This window comes from Azospirillum sp. UENF 111221, assembly GCF_058780625.1.
The window spans coordinates 723,993-743,027 of sequence record NZ_JBSNCH010000001.1; the positions used below are offsets into that span (position 1 = coordinate 723,993).

General features: G+C 70.5%; 16 protein-coding genes. 7 read left to right on the top strand and 9 right to left on the bottom strand.

Features of this window, described 5'->3' with window-relative positions:
• The first annotated feature begins 17 nt into the window (after positions 1-17).
• The 7 genes from ACWPN3_RS03195 to ACWPN3_RS03225 all read left to right on the top strand — a co-directional run bounded on the left by ACWPN3_RS03195 (position 18) and on the right by ACWPN3_RS03225 (position 8,489).
• Positions 18-512, top strand: coding sequence for a GFA family protein (locus ACWPN3_RS03195; protein ID WP_492242559.1), 495 nt, complete (start codon positions 18-20; stop codon positions 510-512).
• A 10-nt stretch (positions 513-522) separates the two neighbouring features.
• The gene (locus ACWPN3_RS03200) at positions 523-1,245 is read left to right on the top strand and encodes an extensin-like domain-containing protein (RefSeq protein ID WP_492242558.1); all 723 of its coding nucleotides are present in this window, start codon (positions 523-525) and stop codon (positions 1,243-1,245) included.
• 125 nt (positions 1,246-1,370) lie between these two features.
• Positions 1,371-1,862, top strand: coding sequence for a BLUF domain-containing protein (locus ACWPN3_RS03205; RefSeq protein ID WP_109450828.1), 492 nt, complete (start codon positions 1,371-1,373; stop codon positions 1,860-1,862).
• Positions 1,863-1,984: 122 nt separating this feature from the next.
• Positions 1,985-3,451 carry a mechanosensitive ion channel domain-containing protein gene (locus ACWPN3_RS03210; RefSeq protein ID WP_492242556.1) on the top strand — a complete coding sequence of 489 codons (1,467 nt, stop codon included), beginning with the start codon at positions 1,985-1,987 and terminating at the stop codon, positions 3,449-3,451.
• Between the two features lie 128 nt (positions 3,452-3,579).
• Positions 3,580-5,355, top strand: coding sequence for an N-acetylglutaminylglutamine amidotransferase (locus ACWPN3_RS03215; RefSeq protein WP_492242555.1), 1,776 nt, complete (start codon positions 3,580-3,582; stop codon positions 5,353-5,355).
• Positions 5,356-5,711: 356 nt separating this feature from the next.
• Positions 5,712-7,229 (top strand): N-acetylglutaminylglutamine synthetase, encoded by a 1,518-nt coding sequence (ngg, locus tag ACWPN3_RS03220; RefSeq protein WP_492261134.1) that lies wholly within the window; start codon positions 5,712-5,714, stop codon positions 7,227-7,229.
• Between the two features lie 201 nt (positions 7,230-7,430).
• The gene (locus ACWPN3_RS03225) at positions 7,431-8,489 is read left to right on the top strand and encodes an osmoprotectant NAGGN system M42 family peptidase (RefSeq protein WP_492242553.1); all 1,059 of its coding nucleotides are present in this window, start codon (positions 7,431-7,433) and stop codon (positions 8,487-8,489) included.
• A gap of 24 nt (positions 8,490-8,513) precedes the next feature.
• On the opposite strand, the gene ACWPN3_RS03230 is transcribed toward ACWPN3_RS03225, so the two are convergent.
• From ACWPN3_RS03230 to ACWPN3_RS03270, 9 genes are all read right to left on the bottom strand, one after another.
• Positions 8,514-10,175 (bottom strand): ATP-binding response regulator, encoded by a 1,662-nt coding sequence (locus ACWPN3_RS03230; RefSeq protein WP_109450820.1) that lies wholly within the window; start codon positions 10,173-10,175, stop codon positions 8,514-8,516.
• Positions 10,176-10,270: 95 nt separating this feature from the next.
• Positions 10,271-10,420 carry a hypothetical protein gene (locus ACWPN3_RS03235; RefSeq protein ID WP_492261079.1) on the bottom strand — a complete coding sequence of 50 codons (150 nt, stop codon included), beginning with the start codon at positions 10,418-10,420 and terminating at the stop codon, positions 10,271-10,273.
• A gap of 10 nt (positions 10,421-10,430) precedes the next feature.
• Positions 10,431-11,012, bottom strand: coding sequence for a response regulator (locus tag ACWPN3_RS03240; protein ID WP_492261080.1), 582 nt, complete (start codon positions 11,010-11,012; stop codon positions 10,431-10,433).
• Between the two features lie 23 nt (positions 11,013-11,035).
• A complete protein-coding gene (cheB, locus tag ACWPN3_RS03245) occupies positions 11,036-12,181 on the bottom strand; it encodes a chemotaxis-specific protein-glutamate methyltransferase CheB (RefSeq protein WP_247873228.1) in 1,146 nt (381 codons plus the stop codon).
• Positions 12,178-14,439 (bottom strand): hybrid sensor histidine kinase/response regulator, encoded by a 2,262-nt coding sequence (locus tag ACWPN3_RS03250; RefSeq protein ID WP_109450816.1) that lies wholly within the window; start codon positions 14,437-14,439, stop codon positions 12,178-12,180. Before ACWPN3_RS03250 ends, cheB begins: the two co-directional genes overlap by 4 nt.
• A gap of 23 nt (positions 14,440-14,462) precedes the next feature.
• A complete protein-coding gene (locus ACWPN3_RS03255; protein WP_109450814.1) occupies positions 14,463-16,151 on the bottom strand; it encodes a methyl-accepting chemotaxis protein in 1,689 nt (562 codons plus the stop codon).
• Between the two features lie 48 nt (positions 16,152-16,199).
• Positions 16,200-16,856: a chemotaxis protein CheW gene (locus tag ACWPN3_RS03260; RefSeq protein ID WP_109450812.1), complete on the bottom strand. Its 657-nt coding sequence runs from the start codon at positions 16,854-16,856 to the stop codon at positions 16,200-16,202.
• A 73-nt stretch (positions 16,857-16,929) separates the two neighbouring features.
• Positions 16,930-18,306 (bottom strand): CheR family methyltransferase, encoded by a 1,377-nt coding sequence (locus ACWPN3_RS03265; protein ID WP_492261081.1) that lies wholly within the window; start codon positions 18,304-18,306, stop codon positions 16,930-16,932.
• Positions 18,303-18,878 (bottom strand): chemotaxis protein CheW, encoded by a 576-nt coding sequence (locus tag ACWPN3_RS03270; protein WP_492242551.1) that lies wholly within the window; start codon positions 18,876-18,878, stop codon positions 18,303-18,305. The genes ACWPN3_RS03265 and ACWPN3_RS03270 overlap by 4 nt, the downstream gene beginning before the upstream one ends.
• Positions 18,879-19,035 lie beyond the last annotated feature (157 nt).

The following is a 19,035-nucleotide window of genomic DNA, read 5'->3' on the forward strand; positions in this document are numbered from 1 at the left end:
TCGCGGAGTCCCCTGCCATGAAACTGTCCGGTTCCTGCCGCTGCGGCGCCGTTCGCTTTACGCTGAACTCGCCGACGCCGGTCCCCTACATGCGCTGCTATTGCACCATCTGCCGCAAGAGTGCCGGCGGCGGGGGATATGCCATCAATCTCGGCGGCGATGCCGACACGCTTGAGGTCGAGGGGCGCGAGGCGGTGGCGACGTGGCGGGCGCCGATCGAGGACCCCGACCGTCCCGGCCAGACCCACCTTGGCCCGTCGCACCGGCATTTCTGCAAGCACTGCGGCACGGCGCTGTGGGCGGAGGATCCGGCCTGGCCGGAGCTGGTCCATCCCTTCGCCTCGGCCATCGACACGCCGCTGCCGACCCCGCCGGAGCAGGTCCACATCATGCTGGACTTCAAGGCGCCGTGGGTGGAGGTGCCGAACGGCCCCAACGATGTGCAGTTCGCCCGCTATCCGGAGGAGTCGCTGGAGGACTGGCACCGGCGGCACGGGCTGCTCGACCGGTAGACACCGCGCGATGGCGCGGTTGCTGGGATGGCTGGCGCTGCTGGTCCTGCTGGCGCTGGGCGGCGCGGCGGCGGGCGTGTGGGCCGGGCTGATCGCGGTGCCGCCGCGCTACGACCCGTGGGCGCGGCTCGATCTGCGGGCGGAGCCGGACTGGCTGACCGGCTTCAAGCTGGCGCGGCTGACCGGCGAGCCTGAGCAGTGCCGGGCGGCGCTGGGCGAAACCGGCCTGCGCTTCACCTCCCTGCCCGACCGCCCGTCGGACGAGAACTGCGCGCTCAGCGGCGTGGTGCGGGTGTCGCGGTCGGATGTCTCGTTCAGCAGCGGCTTCGTCGCCACCTGCGGGCTGGCCGCCGCCTGGACCCTGTTCGAGGCGAACGCCCTCCAGCCGGCGGCGCAGCGGCATTTCGGGCAGAGGGTGGCACGGGTCGAGCATCTCGGCACCTATGCCTGCCGCAACGTCTATGGCCGGGCGGAGGGGCGGCGCAGCGAGCATGCGACCGCCAACGCCATCGACCTCGCCGCCTTCGTGCTGGCCGACGGAACGCGGATCGGCGTGCTGGCCGATTGGCAGGCGAAGGGAGGCAACGGGGCGGACGGGCGCAAGGCGGCCTTCCTGCGCGACCTGCGCGACGGCGCCTGCCGCTTCTTCGACGTGGTGCTGGGCCCCGACTACAACGAGGCGCACCGCAACCATTTCCACCTCGACATGGGTGCCTTCCGCAGCTGCCGTTAGCGTCCATCCGGTTCGGACTATGTCCGCTGGGTGCGTCAACAATTCTACGAAAGAAAGGGTTATCTCGCGCCGGATTTCGCTCCACCATCATAATAAAAATGGACCCAGCGAAAGGGAGGATGCCGATGTTGACTTTGCTTTACCGAAGCGATGCGGTGCCCCTGCTGCCTTTTTCAGCACTGGCGGACATTTGCGTACGAAGCTCGGCAAACAATCGGCGTCTGGGCGTAACCGGTTTCCTTGTGGAGCATGAGGGAACCTTCCTGCAAGTCCTGGAAGGCGAGCCGGACACCGTCAGCGGATTGTACGACCGGATTGTGCATGATGAGCGGCACTGCAACATGGCGATGCTGGGCCGGTGGGAGCGGCCGGGACGGGCCTTCGGTTTCTGGGCGATGAATTTCGGCCCGCTGGACGACCCGGCCTTCTGGCAGGGCGAGTTCGCCGAACTGCGCGACGGGGAGGCCTTCCGGCGCGGGAGCGGCGATGCCGAGACCGCGCTGGCCGTGCTGTGCCGCGCCTATGTGTTCGCCGGCACGGTGGCGGGCACAGACCCGGTGATCCGCGGCTTCGTCATGGGCTATCCGCCGGCGACGAGGCAGGTGGTGAAGGTGTGAAAGATCAAGCCCCTGATCGGGCTGGATGGTTTGAATTGATCCCTTGACGGGACGCCGCCTGCTCGTGCCATCGTCGCCCTCGCCCGGCCCCCGAAGGCCAGCCGCCGAGGAGAACCCCGTCGATGAGCGCCCTGCGGCGTCTGTCCGCCCCTGCCCTGGTCCTGGCCCTTCTGACGGCTCTGGCCGCCGCGAAGCCATGGCTGCACCGCCATCTGGAGCCGCTGGTCGGCCCGGATCTCAGCAGCGGGTTCGACATCGCCGTCGCGTCCGCTGCCTGGCTGGTCGCCGCCTGGGGCGGGGCGCGGCTGATCGACCTGCTGGCGGCCGGCAACGGCGGGATCGGCCCCGACGGCCTGCCGCGGCCGCCGCGCATCCCGCGGCTGCTGGCCGATTTGATGCGCTTCTTCGTCTATGGCGTCGCGGTGGTGGCGATCCTCGCCTTCGTGTTCGAGCAGCCGGTGACGGGCCTGCTGGCGACCTCCGGCGTCGCCATCGCCGTGCTGGGCTTCGCGCTGCGCAACATGATCGCCGACATCTTCGCCGGCATCGCGCTGAACATCGAACACCCCTACCGCATCGGCGACTGGCTGGAGCTGTCGCCCGGCGTGTCGGGGCGGGTGGACGAGATCAACTGGCGCGCCACCCGGCTGATCGCCGGTGACGGCACCGCCATCGTCGTGCCGAACGGCATCGTCGCCGGCAGCCGCTTCGTCAATTACAGCCGCCCCAGCCCGGCCTTCCGCACCACCGTCCCCATCCTGCTGGACCAGGAGGTGCCGGTGGAGCGCGCCAAGCGCATCCTGCTGTCGGCCATGCTGTGCGCCGACGGCGTGCTGACCACCCCAAGGCCCGACGTGGTGGTGGAGGCGGTGACGCCCAACGGCATCGCCTATCAGGCGCGCTACTGGCTGGACGATTACGGGCGGGTGGCGCTGGTGCGCGATTCCGTGCTGGCGGCGGTGGTGGGCAACCTCGCCCGTGCCGGGATCGAGCCGGCCCGGCCCAAGCAGGAGATCCGCCGGCGCCAGCCTGCCTTGCCCGACACCGACACCCTGCGCCGCGGCCTGCTGCGCCAGACCGAGCTGTTCGACGCCTTCGACGACGACGAGGTCGACGCGCTGGCCCTGGCGATGCGGCAGATCCATGTGCCGGCCGGGTCGCCGGCCGTCCGCCAGGGCGATGCCGGGGAGTCGCTGTTCGTCATCGCCGAGGGCGTGTTCGACGTGCAGGTCGCCGCCCCCGCCTCCGCGTTCTTCACCGACCCGATGGACGGGCAGCGGGCGGGGGTGCTGCACCTGACGCGCCTGCGGCCGGGCGACCTGTTCGGCGAGATGTCGCTGCTGACCGGCCAGCCGCGCAGCGCCTCGGTGGTCGCCTGCACCGACTCCGTGGTGTTCGAGCTGGCGCGGAGCCACCTGGACCCGGTGCTGCGCCGCCGGCCGGAACTGGCCGAACGGCTGGCCGAGCTGATGGCCGAGCGCCAGAGCCGCAACGCCGCCGAAACCAACCGCCAGCAGGGCGCCGCACCGCAGCCGGCGGTGGAATCGCAGGCGCTGCTGACCCGGCTGCGCGGCTTCTTCGGGCTGTAAACGGCTCTCCCAAAGGAACCTTGAGCCCTGCCAGCCGTTGTTCCACGCGGGTAGCGGTGGTGCAGTTCGGCCCTTTTGACGGGTCTGGCGCCCCTTCGTCCTGAACCAACGAGGAGGCTCGACAGCCGATGTGCGGAGTGAGTGGCGAGATTCGTTTCAAATCCGGCGAGGCGGCGAGCACGGCCGCCGTCCAGGCCATGTGCGACCGGCTGGCTCCGCGCGGGCCGGACGGCCATGGCCTGTTCGCCCATGGGCGCGTCGCCTTCGGCCATCGCCGGCTGAAGATCATCGACCTCAGCGAGGCATCGCAGCAGCCGATGGTCGATTCCGCTCTCGGCCTCGCCATCGTCTTCAACGGCTGCATCTACAACCACAAGGAATTGCGCGAGGAGCTGGCCGGGCTCGGCTACAGCTTCTTCTCCGACGGCGACACCGAGGTGCTGATCAAGGCCTATCACGCTTGGGGCCCGGATTTCGTCAAGCGCATGAACGGCATGTTCGCCTTCGCCATCCATGAGCGCGACAGCGGCCGGGTGGTGCTGGGCCGCGACCGGCTGGGCATCAAGCCGCTCTATCTGGCCGACATTCCCGGCGGCCTGCGCTTCGCCTCCTCCCTGCCTGCCCTGGTGGCATCGGGTGGGATCGACACCGACGTCGATCCGGTGGCGCTGCACCATTACATGAGCTTCCACGCCGTCGTCCCGGCGCCCTACACCATCCTGAAGGGCGTGCGGAAGCTGCCGCCCGCCACGGTGCTGGTGGTGGAGCCGGACGGCACGCGGCGCGAACACACATACTGGTCGCTGACCTTCGGGCCGCAGGCCGGCGACGAGGGGCGCGACTTCGCCGAGTGGCGCGAGCTGGTGCTGGAAACCCTGACCCGCGCGGTGCGCCGCCGGCTGGTCGCGGATGTGCCGGTCGGCGTGCTGCTGTCGGGCGGGCTGGACAGCTCGCTGATCACCGCGCTCTTGGCCGAGAACGGGCAGAGCGGGCTGAAGACCTTCTCCATCGGCTTCGAGACGGTGGGCGACGAGCGCGGCGACGAGTTCCAGTATTCCGACATCGTCGCCAAGCATTTCGGCACCGACCACCATCGCCTCTTCGTCGACAGCGCCCGCGCCCTGCCGGAGCTGACCGACTGCGTGCGCGCGATGTCGGAGCCGATGGTCAGCCACGACAACATCGGCTTCTTCCTGCTGTCGCAGGAGGTGGCCAAGCAGGTGAAGGTGGTGCAGTCGGGCCAGGGCGCCGACGAGGTGTTCGGCGGCTATCACTGGTATCCGCCGCTGCTGGAGAGCCGGGACGCCGTCGGCGACTACGCCCGCGTCTTCTTCGACCGCGACCATGCGGAGATGGCCGAGGCGCTGGATCCGAGATTCATCGGCGAGGACCATTCCCGCCGCTGGCTGGAGCAGCGCTTCGCCATGCCGGGCGCCGAGCGGCCGGTGGACAAGGCGCTGCGGCTCGACACCACGGTGATGCTGGTCGACGATCCGGTGAAGCGCGTCGACAACATGACGATGGCCGCCGGGCTGGAAGCGCGCGTGCCCTTCCTCGACCATGAGCTGGTGGAGCTGGCCGCCCGCATCCCGGCGGAGATGAAGCTGCCCGACGGCGGCAAATATGTGCTGAAGGAGGCGGCGCGCCGCGTGGTGCCGGCGGCGGTGATCGACCGGCCGAAGGGCTATTTCCCGGTGCCGGCGCTGAAATACCTGCGGGGTCCGTTCCTGGAGCGGGTGCGCGACGTGCTGAACGCCCCGTCGGCGCGCCAGCGCGGGCTGTTCCGCCGCGACTATCTCGACCGGCTGCTGGCCGATCCGGAACGCCACATCACGCCGCTCAGGGGATCGAAGCTGTGGCAGGTCGCCCTGCTGGAATTCTGGTTCCAGGAACAGGGCCTGTAAGCAGGCGCCTCAAAACGACAGACGCTCCGCCGGGGCATTCGGGCGCGGGACCGATCCGCATTCCCGGATGTTGCCAATGCGTGGAGCCGCATCCGACGACCAGGGGGATCCCATGAGCTACGCCCGCGTGAAACCGCACCGGCTGGAACGCGCCGCCAGCGCCACCCTGCGCCACACCCGCCGCTACACCGGCCGGCCGCCGGCGGGGGAGACCGGAGCCGACGCGCCGCGTGCCGACGTGACGGTCGATTGCGGCTGGGGACGGCTGATCTTCGCCCACACCTTCGACGATCTCGACCGCATGATCGAGAACTCTGCGGCAGGAGGCGCCGGGCACCCGCGACATCGTCTTCTATCTGCAGGACCCGCATGTCGCCCTGTCGCGCGCACCGCAGGAGCTGTTCCTCGACCCCTCCCACACCTTCCGCCTGTGGCTGACCGACTACCGGCCGTCGCGGCGCCGGCCCAAGGGCTACAGCGTCCGCCGGCTGCGCACGCGCGAGGATGCCGAGGGGGTGCAGCGCATCTATGCCCGGCGGCGGATGGTGCCGGTCTCCTCCTCCTTCCTGGTGGCGTCGCGCAACAGCCGGGTGCTGACCCATTTCGTCGCCTGCGACGACGCAACCGGCGAGATCATCGGCTCGGTGACCGCGGTGGACCATGCCCATGCCTATGGCGATCCGGAGAACGGCAGCTCGCTGTGGTGCCTGGCCGTCGATCCGCAGGCCTCCTTTCCGGGGATCGGCGAGACGCTGGTCCGCACGGTGGCGGAGCATGTGCAGGCGCGCGGCCGCGCCTTCCTCGATTTGTCGGTGCTGCACGACAACGAGAGCGCCATCGGGCTCTATGAGAAGCTGAATTTCCGCCGGATTCCGGCCTTCGCGCTGAAGACCAAGAACCCGATCAACGAGCGGCTGTTCACCGGGCCGCAGCCGGGCGAGCAGCTGAACCCCTATGCCACCATCATCGTCAACGAGGCGCGGCGGCGCGGCATCGGCGTCGATGTGCTGGATGCCGAGGCCGGCTATTTCTGCCTGACCTGGGGCGGGCGCAGCGTGGTGTGCCGGGAATCGCTGAGCGAGCTGACCAGCGCCGTCGCCATGAGCCGCTGCGACGACAAGGCGGTGACGCGGCGCGTGCTGGAACGCGCCAGCCTGAAGGTCCCGGCCCAGGCGGTGGCGGGCGAGGCGGAGGAGAATGCCGCCTTCCTGGCGGCCCATGGCCGCATCGTCATCAAGCCGGCGCGCGGCGAGCAGGGGCGCGGCATCACGGTGGACGTGCGCGATGCCGGGACGATGGAAAGCGCCATCGCATCGGCCCGCCAGCATTGCGACACGGTGCTGCTGGAACAGTTCTATGAAGGACAGGATCTGCGGATCATCGTCATCGACAAGAAGGTGGTGGCCGCCGCGGTGCGCCGCCCGGCCGAGGTCACCGGCGACGGCAGCCACACGGTGCGCGAACTGATCGAGGCGCAGAGCCGCCGCCGCGCCGCCGCCACCGGCGGTGAAAGCCACATCCCGCTGGACGCTGAGACCGACCGCTGCCTCGCCGCGGCCGGGAAAAGCCTGGATGACGTGTTGGCGGCGGGCGAGGTGCTGCCGGTGCGCAAGACGGCGAACCTGCACACCGGCGGCACCATCCACGACGTGACCGACAGCCTGCACCCGGAACTGGTGGAGGTGGCGACGGTGGCCGCCCGCGCGCTGGACATCCCGGTGGTGGGATTCGACCTGCTGGTCGAGGCGCCGGACCGGCCCGGCCATGTCTTCATCGAGGCGAACGAGCGTCCGGGCCTCGCCAACCACGAACCGCAGCCGACGGCGGAACGCTTCGTCGATCTGCTGTTCCCGCAGACGCGGGGGGTGCTGTAGCCCCCTCTCCCCCCGCTCTCGCGCAAACTCTGTTTGCGCTGACGCGACAGGCGGACCCTTGGTCCGCCGAAAGCGGGGAGAGGGCCGGGGTGAGGGGGATGCACCGCGTGGATTCTCGGTAAGGGGCCGCCGCGCGACCCCCTCACCCTAACCCTCTCCCCGGGGGGGAGAGGGGACTTTCAGCAGGAGGAAAATCCGACCATGGCCGTGCCGCTGCCCATCGACATGGGCTATGTCACCGACGTTCTTTACCGGCTGCTGACCACGCCGAGCCCGACCGGCCACACCGGCGACGTGGTGCGGCTGTGCTGCGCCGAGCTGGAGCGGATGGGCATCCCCTATGAGCTGACGCGGCGCGGCGCCATCCGGGCAGACCTGAAGGGGGTGCGCTCCACCCCCGACCGCGCCCTGGTCGCCCATGTCGACACGCTGGGCGCCCAGGTGAAGATGCTGAAGGACAATGGCCGGATGGAGCTGGTGCCCATCGGCCACTGGTCGTCGCGCTTCGCCGAGGGGGCGCGCTGCACCGTGCTGACCGACCGCGGCCCCTGGCGCGGCACCATCCTGCCGCTGAAGGCGTCCGGCCACACCTTCAACAAGGAAGTCGACAGCCAGCCGGTCACCTGGCAGCAGGTGGAGCTGCGCGTCGACGCCCCGGTCGCCAACCGGCGCGACCTGGAGGAGCGCGGCTTCAACATCGGCGACATCGTGTCGATCGACCCGCAGCCGGAATTCCTGGAGAACGGCTACATCGTCTCGCGCCATCTCGACGACAAGGCGGGGGTGGCGGTGATGCTGGGCGCCGCCAAGGCGGTGGTCGATGCCAAGGCTGCCCTGCCCGTCGACTGCCATCTGCTGTTCACGATCTCCGAGGAGGTCGGGTCCGGCGCCTCTTCCATCCTGCATCAGGACGTGGCGGAGATGGTGACCATCGACAACGGCACCACCGCGCCGGGACAGAACAGCAGCGAGTACGGCGTCACCATCGCCATGGCCGACAGCACCGGCCCCTTCGACATGGCGCTGACCCATTCGCTGATCGCGCTGTGCCAGGCGCAGAACATCCCGCACCAGCGCGACGTCTTCCGCTATTACCGCTGCGACAGCGCGTCCGCCATCGAGGCCGGCAACGACATCCGAACGGCGCTGGTGTGCTTCGGCATCGACGCCTCGCACGGCTACGAGCGCATCCATGCCGACGCGCTGGAAAGCCTGGTGCGGCTCCTGGTGCTGTACCTGCAAAGCCCGCCTCGGGATTGAGGGCGGGATTGAGGGGCGGACCGCTCAGCAGCCCGCCGTCCCGTCCCGCCGCACCTCTTCCAGCACGCGGCGCAGCTCACCGGGGTGCAGCGGCTTGTGCAGGAAGGCGCAGCCGCGGCGCTGGCCTTCCAGCAGGGATTCGGGCGCGGTCTCGCCGGTCAGCACCACCGCCGGGATGTCGGTCTTGAACAGCTTGCGGACGCGGTCGATCACGTCGAAGCCGGACACCTTCCCCGGCAGGCGCAGGTCGGTCAGGATGGCGTCGGGCGGGCCTTCCAGCCCGTCGACCGCGGCGAACACCTCGCGCATGTTGGACGCCGAGACGAAGGCGCAGCCCCAGCTTTCCAGGGTCAGCAGCAGGCCGGACAGCACCATGCTGTCGTCGTCCACCACCAGGATGCGCATGCCGTCCAGCGGCACGGCGGCAGCACCCTGGTCGGACGAGGTTACCGCCGCCGAAGCTTCGACGGGAGCCTCCTCCGCCTCCAGCCGCTCGACGGTGACGGCGAAGACCGAGCCGCGGCCGGAGCGCGACTGCACGTCGATGGGGGCATGCAGCAGGACCGACAGGCGCCGGACGATGGCGAGGCCGAGGCCGAGGCCGCGGGTGGGGTCGCGCGCCGGGTTGGTCAGCTGGTGGAACTCGTCGAAGATGACGTCCAGCTTGTCCTGGGGAATGCCGAATCCGGTGTCCCACACCTCGATGCGCCAGCGGCCGTCGCGCTTGCGCAGGCCCAGCATGATGCCGCCGCGCTGGGTGTAGCGGATGGCGTTGGCCAGCAGATTGCGGACGATGCGGCCGAGCAGGACCGGGTCGCTGCGCGTCACCGCCCGGCAGGGCACATGGACGCGCAGGCGCAGCCCCTTCTCCTCCGCCTGCGGGCGGAATTCGTCGGCCAGCGATTGCAGCAGCGCGTCGAGCGGCACCGCCTGCATGTCGGCCTCGACAGTGCCGGCATCCAGCGTCGAGATGTCGAGCAGGGCGTTCAGCAGTTGCTCGCCCGCCGTCATCGCGTTGGCCAGCATGCCGGCGGTGCGCGACGCCCGGGCGTTGCCCTCCACTTGGTTGGTCAGGGCATCGAGGAACAGGCGCATCGCCTGGAAGGGCTGGCGCAGATCGTGGCTGGCCGAGGCCAGGAAGCGGGAACGCGCCGCGGTGGTGCGCGCCACCTCCGCCCGCATGGTCTCGGCCATCTGGGCGATGGCGCCGTCCAGCGTCGCCGTCGCCAGCACGCCGACCACCCGGCCGTCGACCAGCAGCGGCGTCGCGCGCAGGCCGATCGGCGGTTCGCTGGGCAGGGTCAGCCGGACGCTGTCGGGGGGCGAGGCCGGGCTGTCGGCGGTTCCGTCACGGTAGAGCGGGCGCAGCGCCTCGGCCACCGCGGTCCAGCCGCCCGGAAGCAGGCCCGGCCCGCTTTCGTCGCGGGCGGCGGCGCGCGGGCGGTTCAGCAGGGTCGCCAGCGACTCGTTGCAGCGGACGGCGGCCATCTCCGGACCGCCGACCACCAGCATGGTCGGGACCGTCGCGGCCGTGCAGACGCGCCGGGCATTCTCAAGGCACTCGCGATAGCGGAGATCGGTCGGGGAACTATGGGTGGCCGAAGTTCGGTGCATCGCGTCGGTGTCTCTTGCGTCGGCGTCCCTGGAGATCGGGGGCTCGTGGATGGGCTGGAGGCTGATCGCCATGGGCACCTGCCGGACCGTCGGACAGTTTCGTAAAGCCCGCAGAGAATAAACGGTCAAGCCCGCTTCCGAAATCAAACGATGGCCCTACTCCCCTCCTATGCGGAAGGTGCAGGACGCGGCAAACGGATAAGATGGTCCTCGACGAAGTATTTGCGGCGGAGAAGCGCCATCAACCTGATCTTGAGCACATCCATCGTCTGTGCCTTTCCAACGAAATCGTCGGCGCCGGCGTTCAGGCTGATCATCAGCTGTTCCTCATCGTCCTGGCTGGTCAGGATGACGATTTGGAAGAACAGACCGCGCCGGCGGCGGAACCTGTCGAAATCTTTCGCAGAGCTGGGTGCCGCTGGTGCCCGGCATCACGAGATCCAGGATGACGCAGTCGAGCGCGCCGCCGGACAGCGCCTCCACCGCCTCGTCGGCGTTGCGGGCGGCGGTGACGGTGCAGCCCTCCTGCTCCAGCTCGGCGCGCAGGAATTCGCGGTAGGTCGCGCTGTCGTCGACGATCAGGATGTGGGCGCGGTGGAAGATCTCCGGCGCCGTCGGCGGGGCGCTGCGCCGCTCGATCAGCGTGCAGGCGGCCTCCACCACCGCCTTGGGGTTGGATGGATCGCTCTCCCCCTCCCCGCGGCCAAGCACGATGACGGCGGCGTCGGTGCGGGCGCGCAGCTCGGCCAGGCCGGTCGGGCCGGCAAGCTCGCCCTCGACGATCAGCAGATCCTGCGGGGTGCCGGCGATCTCCGCCAGCGCGGGTTCGACGCCGTCGACGCAGACCGTCTCCACGCCGCGCTCCTCCAGCAGCAGCTTCAGCAGAAGCCCCTGCGTCTGGGAACCCATGACAACCAAGGTGCGCTGTCCGTTCATGACGCCATCTTATCGTCGGAGGTCAATTGCAGCAGCCGTCCGGCCACCCGGTCGAGGGGCAGCTCCTCCACCGCACCGCCCAGCCGCACCGCGGTGCCGGGCATGCTGTGGATCACCGCCGTGGAGGCATGTTCGGCTACGGTGTAGGCGCCGGCCGTCCGCATGTCCACCAGCCCTCTGGCACCATCCTCGCCCATTCCGGTCAGCAGCACGCCGATGCCGGACGCGCCATAGGCGCGCGCCATCGACTGGAACAGCACCTCGCCCGACGGGCGCTGGCCGCACACCATCGGGTCGGCCGTCAGGCGCAGCGTGGCGCCGTCCACCAGCAGGTGCCGGTCGCCCGGCGCGACATAGACCGTGCCCGGCCGCGGGGTCAGCCCGGCCTCGCCCAGCCGCACCGGCAGGGCGGAGACGGTGCCGAGCCAGCTGGCGAAACCGGCCATGAAGGGCGCGCCCATATGCTGGACCACGAAGACCGGCAGCGGGAAGTCGGCCGGCAGATCGCGGAGGATCTTCGCCAGCGCCGCCGGCCCGCCGGTGGAGGCGACCAGCCCCACCGCGCGGAAGCGCCGGAGCCGGCCGTCGGCGGCCACCGCCTCGTCCGGGAGCCTGCCTTCCTGAGACGGGGCATCCGCGGTCACTCCTGCGGGCATGCCGGAAGCGGACCGCGCGGCGCGGGCGGTGATGCGGTGGCGGATCACCTTCACCTGGCTCATGATGACGAGCTGGGTGCAGAGATGGTGCGCCACGGTCTGGTAGTCGGCGCGCGCCATGCTGCCCGGCTTCTCCACCACCGCCAGCGCGCCGGCCTGGAGCGCCCGCATCGGAATGTCGAGGTCGCGCACGTCCGACGCCACCACCACGATCGGCAGCGGGGTCTGCCGCATGATTCGGCTGGTCACCTCGAAGCCGTCGATGCCCGGCAGGCGGATGTCGAGCGACACCACGTCGGGCGCCGTCCGCTCGATCATGCGCAGCGCCTGCTCACCGCTCGACGCGATGCCCGCCACCTCCAGCCGCGGGTCGGCGCTGATGACGTGGCTCAGCAGCTGCTGGATGACCGGGCTGTCCTCGACCACCAGCACGCGGATGCGACGGGGTCCGGTGGTGAGGGGGCCGCCGTTCGTCTGGCCGCTCACAGCAGCCGCCGGATGCCGGCCAGAAGCTCGTTCTGGTCGAATCGCGTCTTGACGATGTAGGCGTCGGCGCCGAGCCGCAGGCCGCGCTCGCGGTCCTCGTCGCTGGCGCGCGAGGTGACGAGGATCACCGGGATCTCTTCCAGCCGCTTGTCCGCCTTCACCGCCTGCAACAGGGCGAAGCCGTCCATGCGCGGCATCTCGACGTCGCTGATGATCAGGCCAACCTCCATCCCTTCCGACAGGCGCTCAAGCGCCTCGCGCCCGTCCACGCACAGCGTCACCCGATAACCATGGGCTTCGAGGATGCTCTTTTCCAGCGTGCGGGTGGTGATGCTGTCATCGACGACCAGGATATGCGCCCGGGCAGGGGTCGCCTCTTCGGCAGGGCGGGCCGGGGGCGGCAGAGTGCTGCCGGGCAGCGGCATCAGGCCCGGAATGTTCAGCACCAGCGCCGGTCCGCCGTCGTCCATCAGCACGGTGCCGAGATAGCGGCCGCTGTCCAGCCCGGTCTCCTCCGCCGCCGTCACCACCGTCTCGCGCGTGGCGACGAAGCGGTCGACCGCCAGCGCCAGCCGCCGGTCCCCCGCCCGCACCACGACCAGCGACAGCCCGCGCTCGGCCGACGGCACCACCGGCGCCTCCATGCCCAGGAGGGCGGCCAGCGAGGTGACGGGAATTTCCTCCTCGCCGATGCGGGTCATCGGCGTGCCGGTGCCGGAGAACAGCGACTGGGCGGTGGCGGTGCGCAGGCGGACCACGTCGGCGGACGGGATCGCCAGGGTCTGGTCCTGCACGGCGACGAAGACGAGGCGCTGGCTCAGCAGGCTGAGCGGCACCTCGATGGTGACCGCGGTGCCGCCGCCCTCGGGCCGGTCGGCGATGGTCAAATTGCCCTGCAGCCGCTCCACCTCGCGCCGCGCGATGGCAAGGCCCATGCCGCGCCCGGCCAGCTCGGTGGTCCGGGCGGCGGTGGAGAAGCCGGGATGGAACAGGAATTCGGTCAGCCGCTCCTGCGGCAGCTCCGCGCCGGCCGACAGGTCGGCGGCGTCGATCAGGCCGCGCTCGGCCGCCTTGCGCAGGATCGCCGCGCGGTCCAGCCCGCGGCCGTCATCCTCGATGCGCAGGCGCAGGCGCGCGCCCTCGACCGAGGCGGCGATGGTGACGCGCGCCGCCGGCCGCTTGCCCAGCGCCAGCCGCTCCGCCGGCGTCTCGATGCCGTGGCTGATGGCGTTGCGGGCGATGTGCAGGATCGGATCCTTCAACCGCTGCAGCACGGTGCGGTCGGCCTCGACCTCCAGCCCGCGGACATCGACCTCGACCTCCTTGCCTTCGGCCCGGCTGATGTCGCGGACCATGCGCCCCAGGCCGCTCAGCTGGTTTTCCGCCGGCAGCATGCGCAGGCGCCGCATGTCCTGCTGGAGGCCGCCGCCCCAGCGCCGCATCGACCACAACAGCCGGTCGTGGCTGCGGTGCGCGCTGTCGAGCGCGCCGCCGAGCGCGCGGAAGCGGCGCTCGAAAGCCATCAGCGCGGGGAGCGCGCCACGCCCGTCCAGCGCGCTGGGCAGCGTGTCGGACAGCGCGTCGCCCCCCGCCCCCGCATCCGCCCGGACGCCGCGGCCGATCTGAAGGCGCAGATGCCGCCATGCCCGGTCGAGCGCCCGCCATTCCCGGCGCATCGTGCGAAGCTGTTCGCCGAGGCCGGCCTGGGCCTCCACCTCCGGCAGCAGGGCCGACGCGGTTTCCGACAGGCGTTCCAGCCCCTGTGCCGCGATGCGGACCAGGGCGGCGCTGTCGGCGGTGTCGGCTCGCTCCCGCTCGGCCGGCGGCCGGCGGGCGGCGCGGGCGGGGGCCGGAGACGCAGCCGGGACCGGCCCGCCGCTGCGGCCGGCGGCCAGCGCGTCGAGATCGGCGAGCACGCCGGCGGTCTCCACCGCGTCGCCGCCCTGGAGCGACCAGGCGACCAGATCCTCGATGGCGTCGAGCGACCGGCGCACCACGCCGACGCTGGCGGGATCGAGCGGGATCTCGCCCTTCTGCACGGCGATGAAGGCGGCCTCCAGCCGGTGGGAGATCGCCTCCACCTCCGGCAGGTCGACGGCGCGGGCGGCGCCCTTCAGGCTGTGGGCGCGCCGGTGGATGTCGACGAGATCCGGCGCATCGCCCGTCGCCTCCGCATCGCGGAGCGCGTTGCGGATCGCGGCGAGATGGTCCTTGTGCTCCAGGTCGAAGGCGGCGAGCAGGCGCTGGCGGATGTCCATTCAGGGGCCTCGGCGGTGCATCGTCACACCTGATAGTTCCGCACCGCCTCGACCAGACCCTGGCCGAGGTTGTTCAGGTTGGCGGCCGCACCTTCAAGCTGGCGGGTGCCGGCCGCCGTCTGGCTGCTCGCCTCGCGGATGTTCTGGAGCGCCTGGATCACCTGCTCCAGGCCGATTTGCTGCTGGTTGGTGCCGGCGACGATCTGCTGGAAGGCCAGCACGCTCTCCTGGATGTTCTCCGCCATGGTGCGGATGGTCGACTGGGTGGCGTCGGTCTGGCGCTTGCCGGCGGCGACGCGCTTGACCGCCTCCTCCGTCAGCATCACCGACGCGTTGATGCCGTGCTGGATCTCCGACAGGTTGGAGCGGACCTGGGAGGTCGCCTCCTTCGACTGGTCGGCCAAGCTCTTGATCTCGCCGGCGACGATGGAGAAGGTGCGGCCATGCTCGCCGGCCGCCGCCGCCTCGATGGCGGCGTTCAGCGCCAGCAGGTGGCAGCGCTCGGCGATGTCGTTCACCGTCACGATGATCTCGCCGATGGCCTGGGTGCGCTCGGACAGCATGACGATGTTCTCGGCCACCGCCTCGGCCTGTTCGCGGATGGCGTCCATCGCCTGGATGGTGTCGTCCACCGCCTTCATGCCGGAATGGCTGGAGGCCGCCACCGTCTGTGCGCCGTGGGAGACGTCCTGGGCGCGGCGGTTGATCTGGGCGCCGGACTCGGTGATCTCCGACAGGGTCGCCGTGGTCTGCTCCACCGCCGCCAGCTGTTCGGCGACGCTGGCCGACTGCTGCTGGGTCGAGGCGCGGATCTGGGCGGTGGCGGCGTGGACGCTCTCCGCCGTCTCCCGCGTGGTGCGGGCCATCGACTTCAGCCGGCCGGCCATTTCGTTCAGATGCTGGCCGAGGACGGCGAGTTCGTCCTTGCCGGCGATCATGATCTCCTGCGTCAGGTCGCCATGGCCGACCTTGGTGACGAAGTCGATGGCGCGGCCGAGCCGGCGGGTGATCGAGCTGCCGATGGTGTAGGCCACCCCCACCGCGATCAGGAAGACGGCCACCAGCGCGATGACCGAGGACTGGATGGCGGAGTTGTAGATCGCCCGGATGTCGTCGCGGCCGGCGGCGGTCAGGTGGTCGATGGCGGTCTGGGCGGCGTCGATGCGCTGCTCCATCACCTTGCGCAGCTGGTCCACCTGCTGGCGGCGCTGGAGCGCCTCGGCGACCTGATTGCGCTCCAGCAGGGTGTAGATGGTCCGCGCCTCGTCGCCCACCGCGCCGATGGCGCGGTTCATCTCGGTCACCGACGTGTCCAGCTCCACCCAGCCCTTGCGGCGGCTGTCGGTCACGCTGTTCTGCGAGCGTTCGGCGACCATCGAGCGCAGCTTGCCCAGCGTCTCGCGCAGCTTCTGTCCGGTCTGTTCATATTGGCTGCGCATCGGCGCCATGATGGCCGGGATGTCGGCGGCCCGCCCCTCGGCATTGGCGACCGACACCGCGTTCAACGCCGCTTCCCGGGTGCTGCGCAGCTCCGCCTGATAGTTGCCGACCGACACCACCATGTCGGCGGCCTCGGTGTCGTAGCTGGACACTGCCATGATCACCGACAGCGCGTCGGAAAAGCGCGACATCTGGTAGAGCGCCAGCAATGCGGTCAGGACACAGACGACGCCGAATCCCAGGACCAGCTTGTGTGCGACTTTCACGTTCATTCTTCCACTCCGGCCCCAGGCGGTTTTTTAAGGTGGATCAGGCGGTTTTCAGGTTTTCACGAGGTCGAGCAAGGCGGCCATGTCGAGGATCGCCATGCGGTCCGCGGTGATCGCCCGGACCAGCGGCCCGGCCTCCGCCGGGACGGAGGTCCGCGGCAGCACGATGTCGTCCACCCGCTCGACCTCGTGCAGGCGCAGGGCGGCCGGACGGCCGGTGCCGGTGCGCAGGACGATGGCGTAGCCTGGCTGGTCGATCCCGACGGCGGCGGCATGCGTCCCGCTGCACAGGCTGTCGAGATCGAACAGCCGCATCACCTTGCCGGCGACGGCGATCACGCCGAGGATTGCCGGCGGCGCCCCCGGCACGCGGGCCAGCCGCGGCATCGGCACGATATGGCCGAGATGGCGCAGCTCCAGCCCATAGAGGGTCTCGGCGCCGCGGGCGACCAGCATCGGCGTGCCGGTGCCCGCCTCGTCGTCGCGCTGCGGGACTTCGGCCAGCTCCTGCGCCCGGCGGTCCAGCACGGCGTCGGCCCAGGGGCCCCGGCCGGCAAAGGTCGCCTCGAGGTCGGCGGTGCGGTGCGCCAGCTTCCCGCGCACCGCGTCCCAGTCGACCGATACACGGCCGGCGGCGCGGTCGGGCGATGCGCTGTCGAGGGCGGCGATGAGCGGTGCGGCCCCGGCACCGGCAAGCGTCTCGTCCATCAGCCCTCCTCACCGGTCAGCCAGAGGTCCAGCATGCCGCGCAGTTCCTGCACGGTCAGGCCGCCGCCTTCCGTCACCGCCTCGCCGTCGGCGCGGTTGTCCAGCGCCTCGCGCGCGTTGCGGAAATGGCGCTGGGCCGGGACCAGCCGGCCGCGCCGCCAATAGGCCAAGGCCAGATGATAGTCGGCCAGGACGAAGCGCGGATCGAGATAGAGCGCCCGCTTGAAGGCCGCCACCGGGTCGCCGACGCCCAGCTCCTCCTCCACCAGACCCAGCTGGTAGTGGGCGGCGGGGTCGAGCCGCTGCGCCTCGACCCGGGCCAGGCAGGCTTCCAGCTGCGAGGAGCGCTCGCTGGTCTCGGCCGCATCCGGCGGAGCCGGCACACCGGACGCCGGCGGGGGGAGGCGGGGGAGCGGGATTGCGGACCGGCGGATTGCGGGGCGGAAGCGGCATCGGTTGCGGACCGCGGCGCAGGCTTCGCCGGGGCTCTGGCGGCGCGGCGCGGCGCCGCTGCAAGGGTCAGCGCGGCCGCGGCCGGGCTCGGTGTGGCCTTGCGGCTGACCGCGGCCATGGCCGGCGGTTCGGCCTGCTTGCGGTAGAGGGTGGCGCCGGGGACCGACACCGGGATGAACAGCTCGTTCATCTGCGGCCCGGCCTCGGCATGGCCGACAACCAGCCAGCCGCCGTCGGCCAGCGCCTTGTGCAGGTTGCCGAGCAGCCGGTGCCGCGTCGCCTCGTCGAAATAGATCATGACGTTGCGGCACAGGATGATGTCGAAATGCCCGATCCCGTGCGGATAGGAGGGTATCGCTCCTTCCACCAGGTTGAAGGGCATGAAGGTCGTCCATTGCCGGTATTTCTGCTTCACCGACCACAGCTTGTCCTGGCGGTCGAAGCAGGCCTCCAGCGTTTCCGGCGACAGGCCGCGCACCGCCCAGTCGCCATAGGCGCCGCGCCGCGCCTGCTCCAGGAAGGCACCGTTGATGTCGGTGCCGACGATGTGGACCTGCCAGCCTTCCAACTGGCTGGCGAAATGCTGCTTGAGCAGGATTTCGATGGTGTAGGCTTCCGGCCCGATGGAGCAGCCGGCGCTCCAGACCCGCAGCAGGCGGCTCGACTGGTTGCGGCGGATGCATTCGGGGATGGCGACGGCGCGGAGCGCGTCGAACTGCTCGATGTAGCGGAAGAAGAAGGTCTCCCCCACCGCCAGCTCGTTGATCAGCCCCTGATATTCCGGGCCGCCCGGCCCCTCCGCCTCCAATGCGGCCAGATAGCCGGCGACGGTGGTGACGGTGCCGAAGGGCAGCCGGCGGTTGATCCGCTCGGCGAAGGCGGCGTCCTTGTCGGCGTAGTAGGCAAGGCCGGTGGCATCGATCACCATCGCCTTCAGGCGCTGGAAATGCGGGTCGCGGCGGATCGCCTCGATGGTTGCGGCAGGGTTCGCCATCATGCGGTCCCGTTCCCGGCGGATGCCTCGCCGTCCGCCTCGTCATTTGCCTCGGCGGGGGCCTGCCACTGCGCCAGACGGCGTTCCGCCGACGCCCGGAAGGCGTCGAGCAGCCGCCCCTCCGCCTCGTTCAGCAGCCGGTCGGGCTGGAGCAGGGTCACGCTGCCGCCGCGGCCGGTCACCCGGTCCGGGAAGGCACCCGCGGCACAGCCGTTGAAACTCAGCGCCGGATCGGACGGCGTGCGCTCCGCCGGTTCCACCAGCGTGTCGCCATGGACCTGATCGGCCAGCAGCGCTGCCGGCCGGCCCTGCCAGGTGACGAGGAGAAGCGGCGAATAGAGGCCGGGCGCCGGGGCGCCTGCAACAGAATTGAACGGGACGAGGTCGAGCAGGACATCCAGGCGCAGGACCGGAACCAGCTCTCCCTGGTAGCGGAAGACGCCCTCCACCGGCAGCGGTGCCGTCGGCAGTCGGTCCAGCCGCGGCAACGGCAAAAAGCGCCGCACGGCTTCCACCGGCAGCGCCAGGGCTTGCCCGGCAACCGAAAACACGACGCAACGGAATGGCGGCGGCATCGACGTGCCTTGGGAGGTACTGTGCGCAGGGAGTGGTGACATCCGTCCGTCGATGGTCTGGAATCCGACCGGGAACATGCCCGATCACGACCGGAATGCGAATAACGCCAACGGTTTACGACGTAGGGCCTATGCCTTGGCCGTGGCGTCCCTGCCC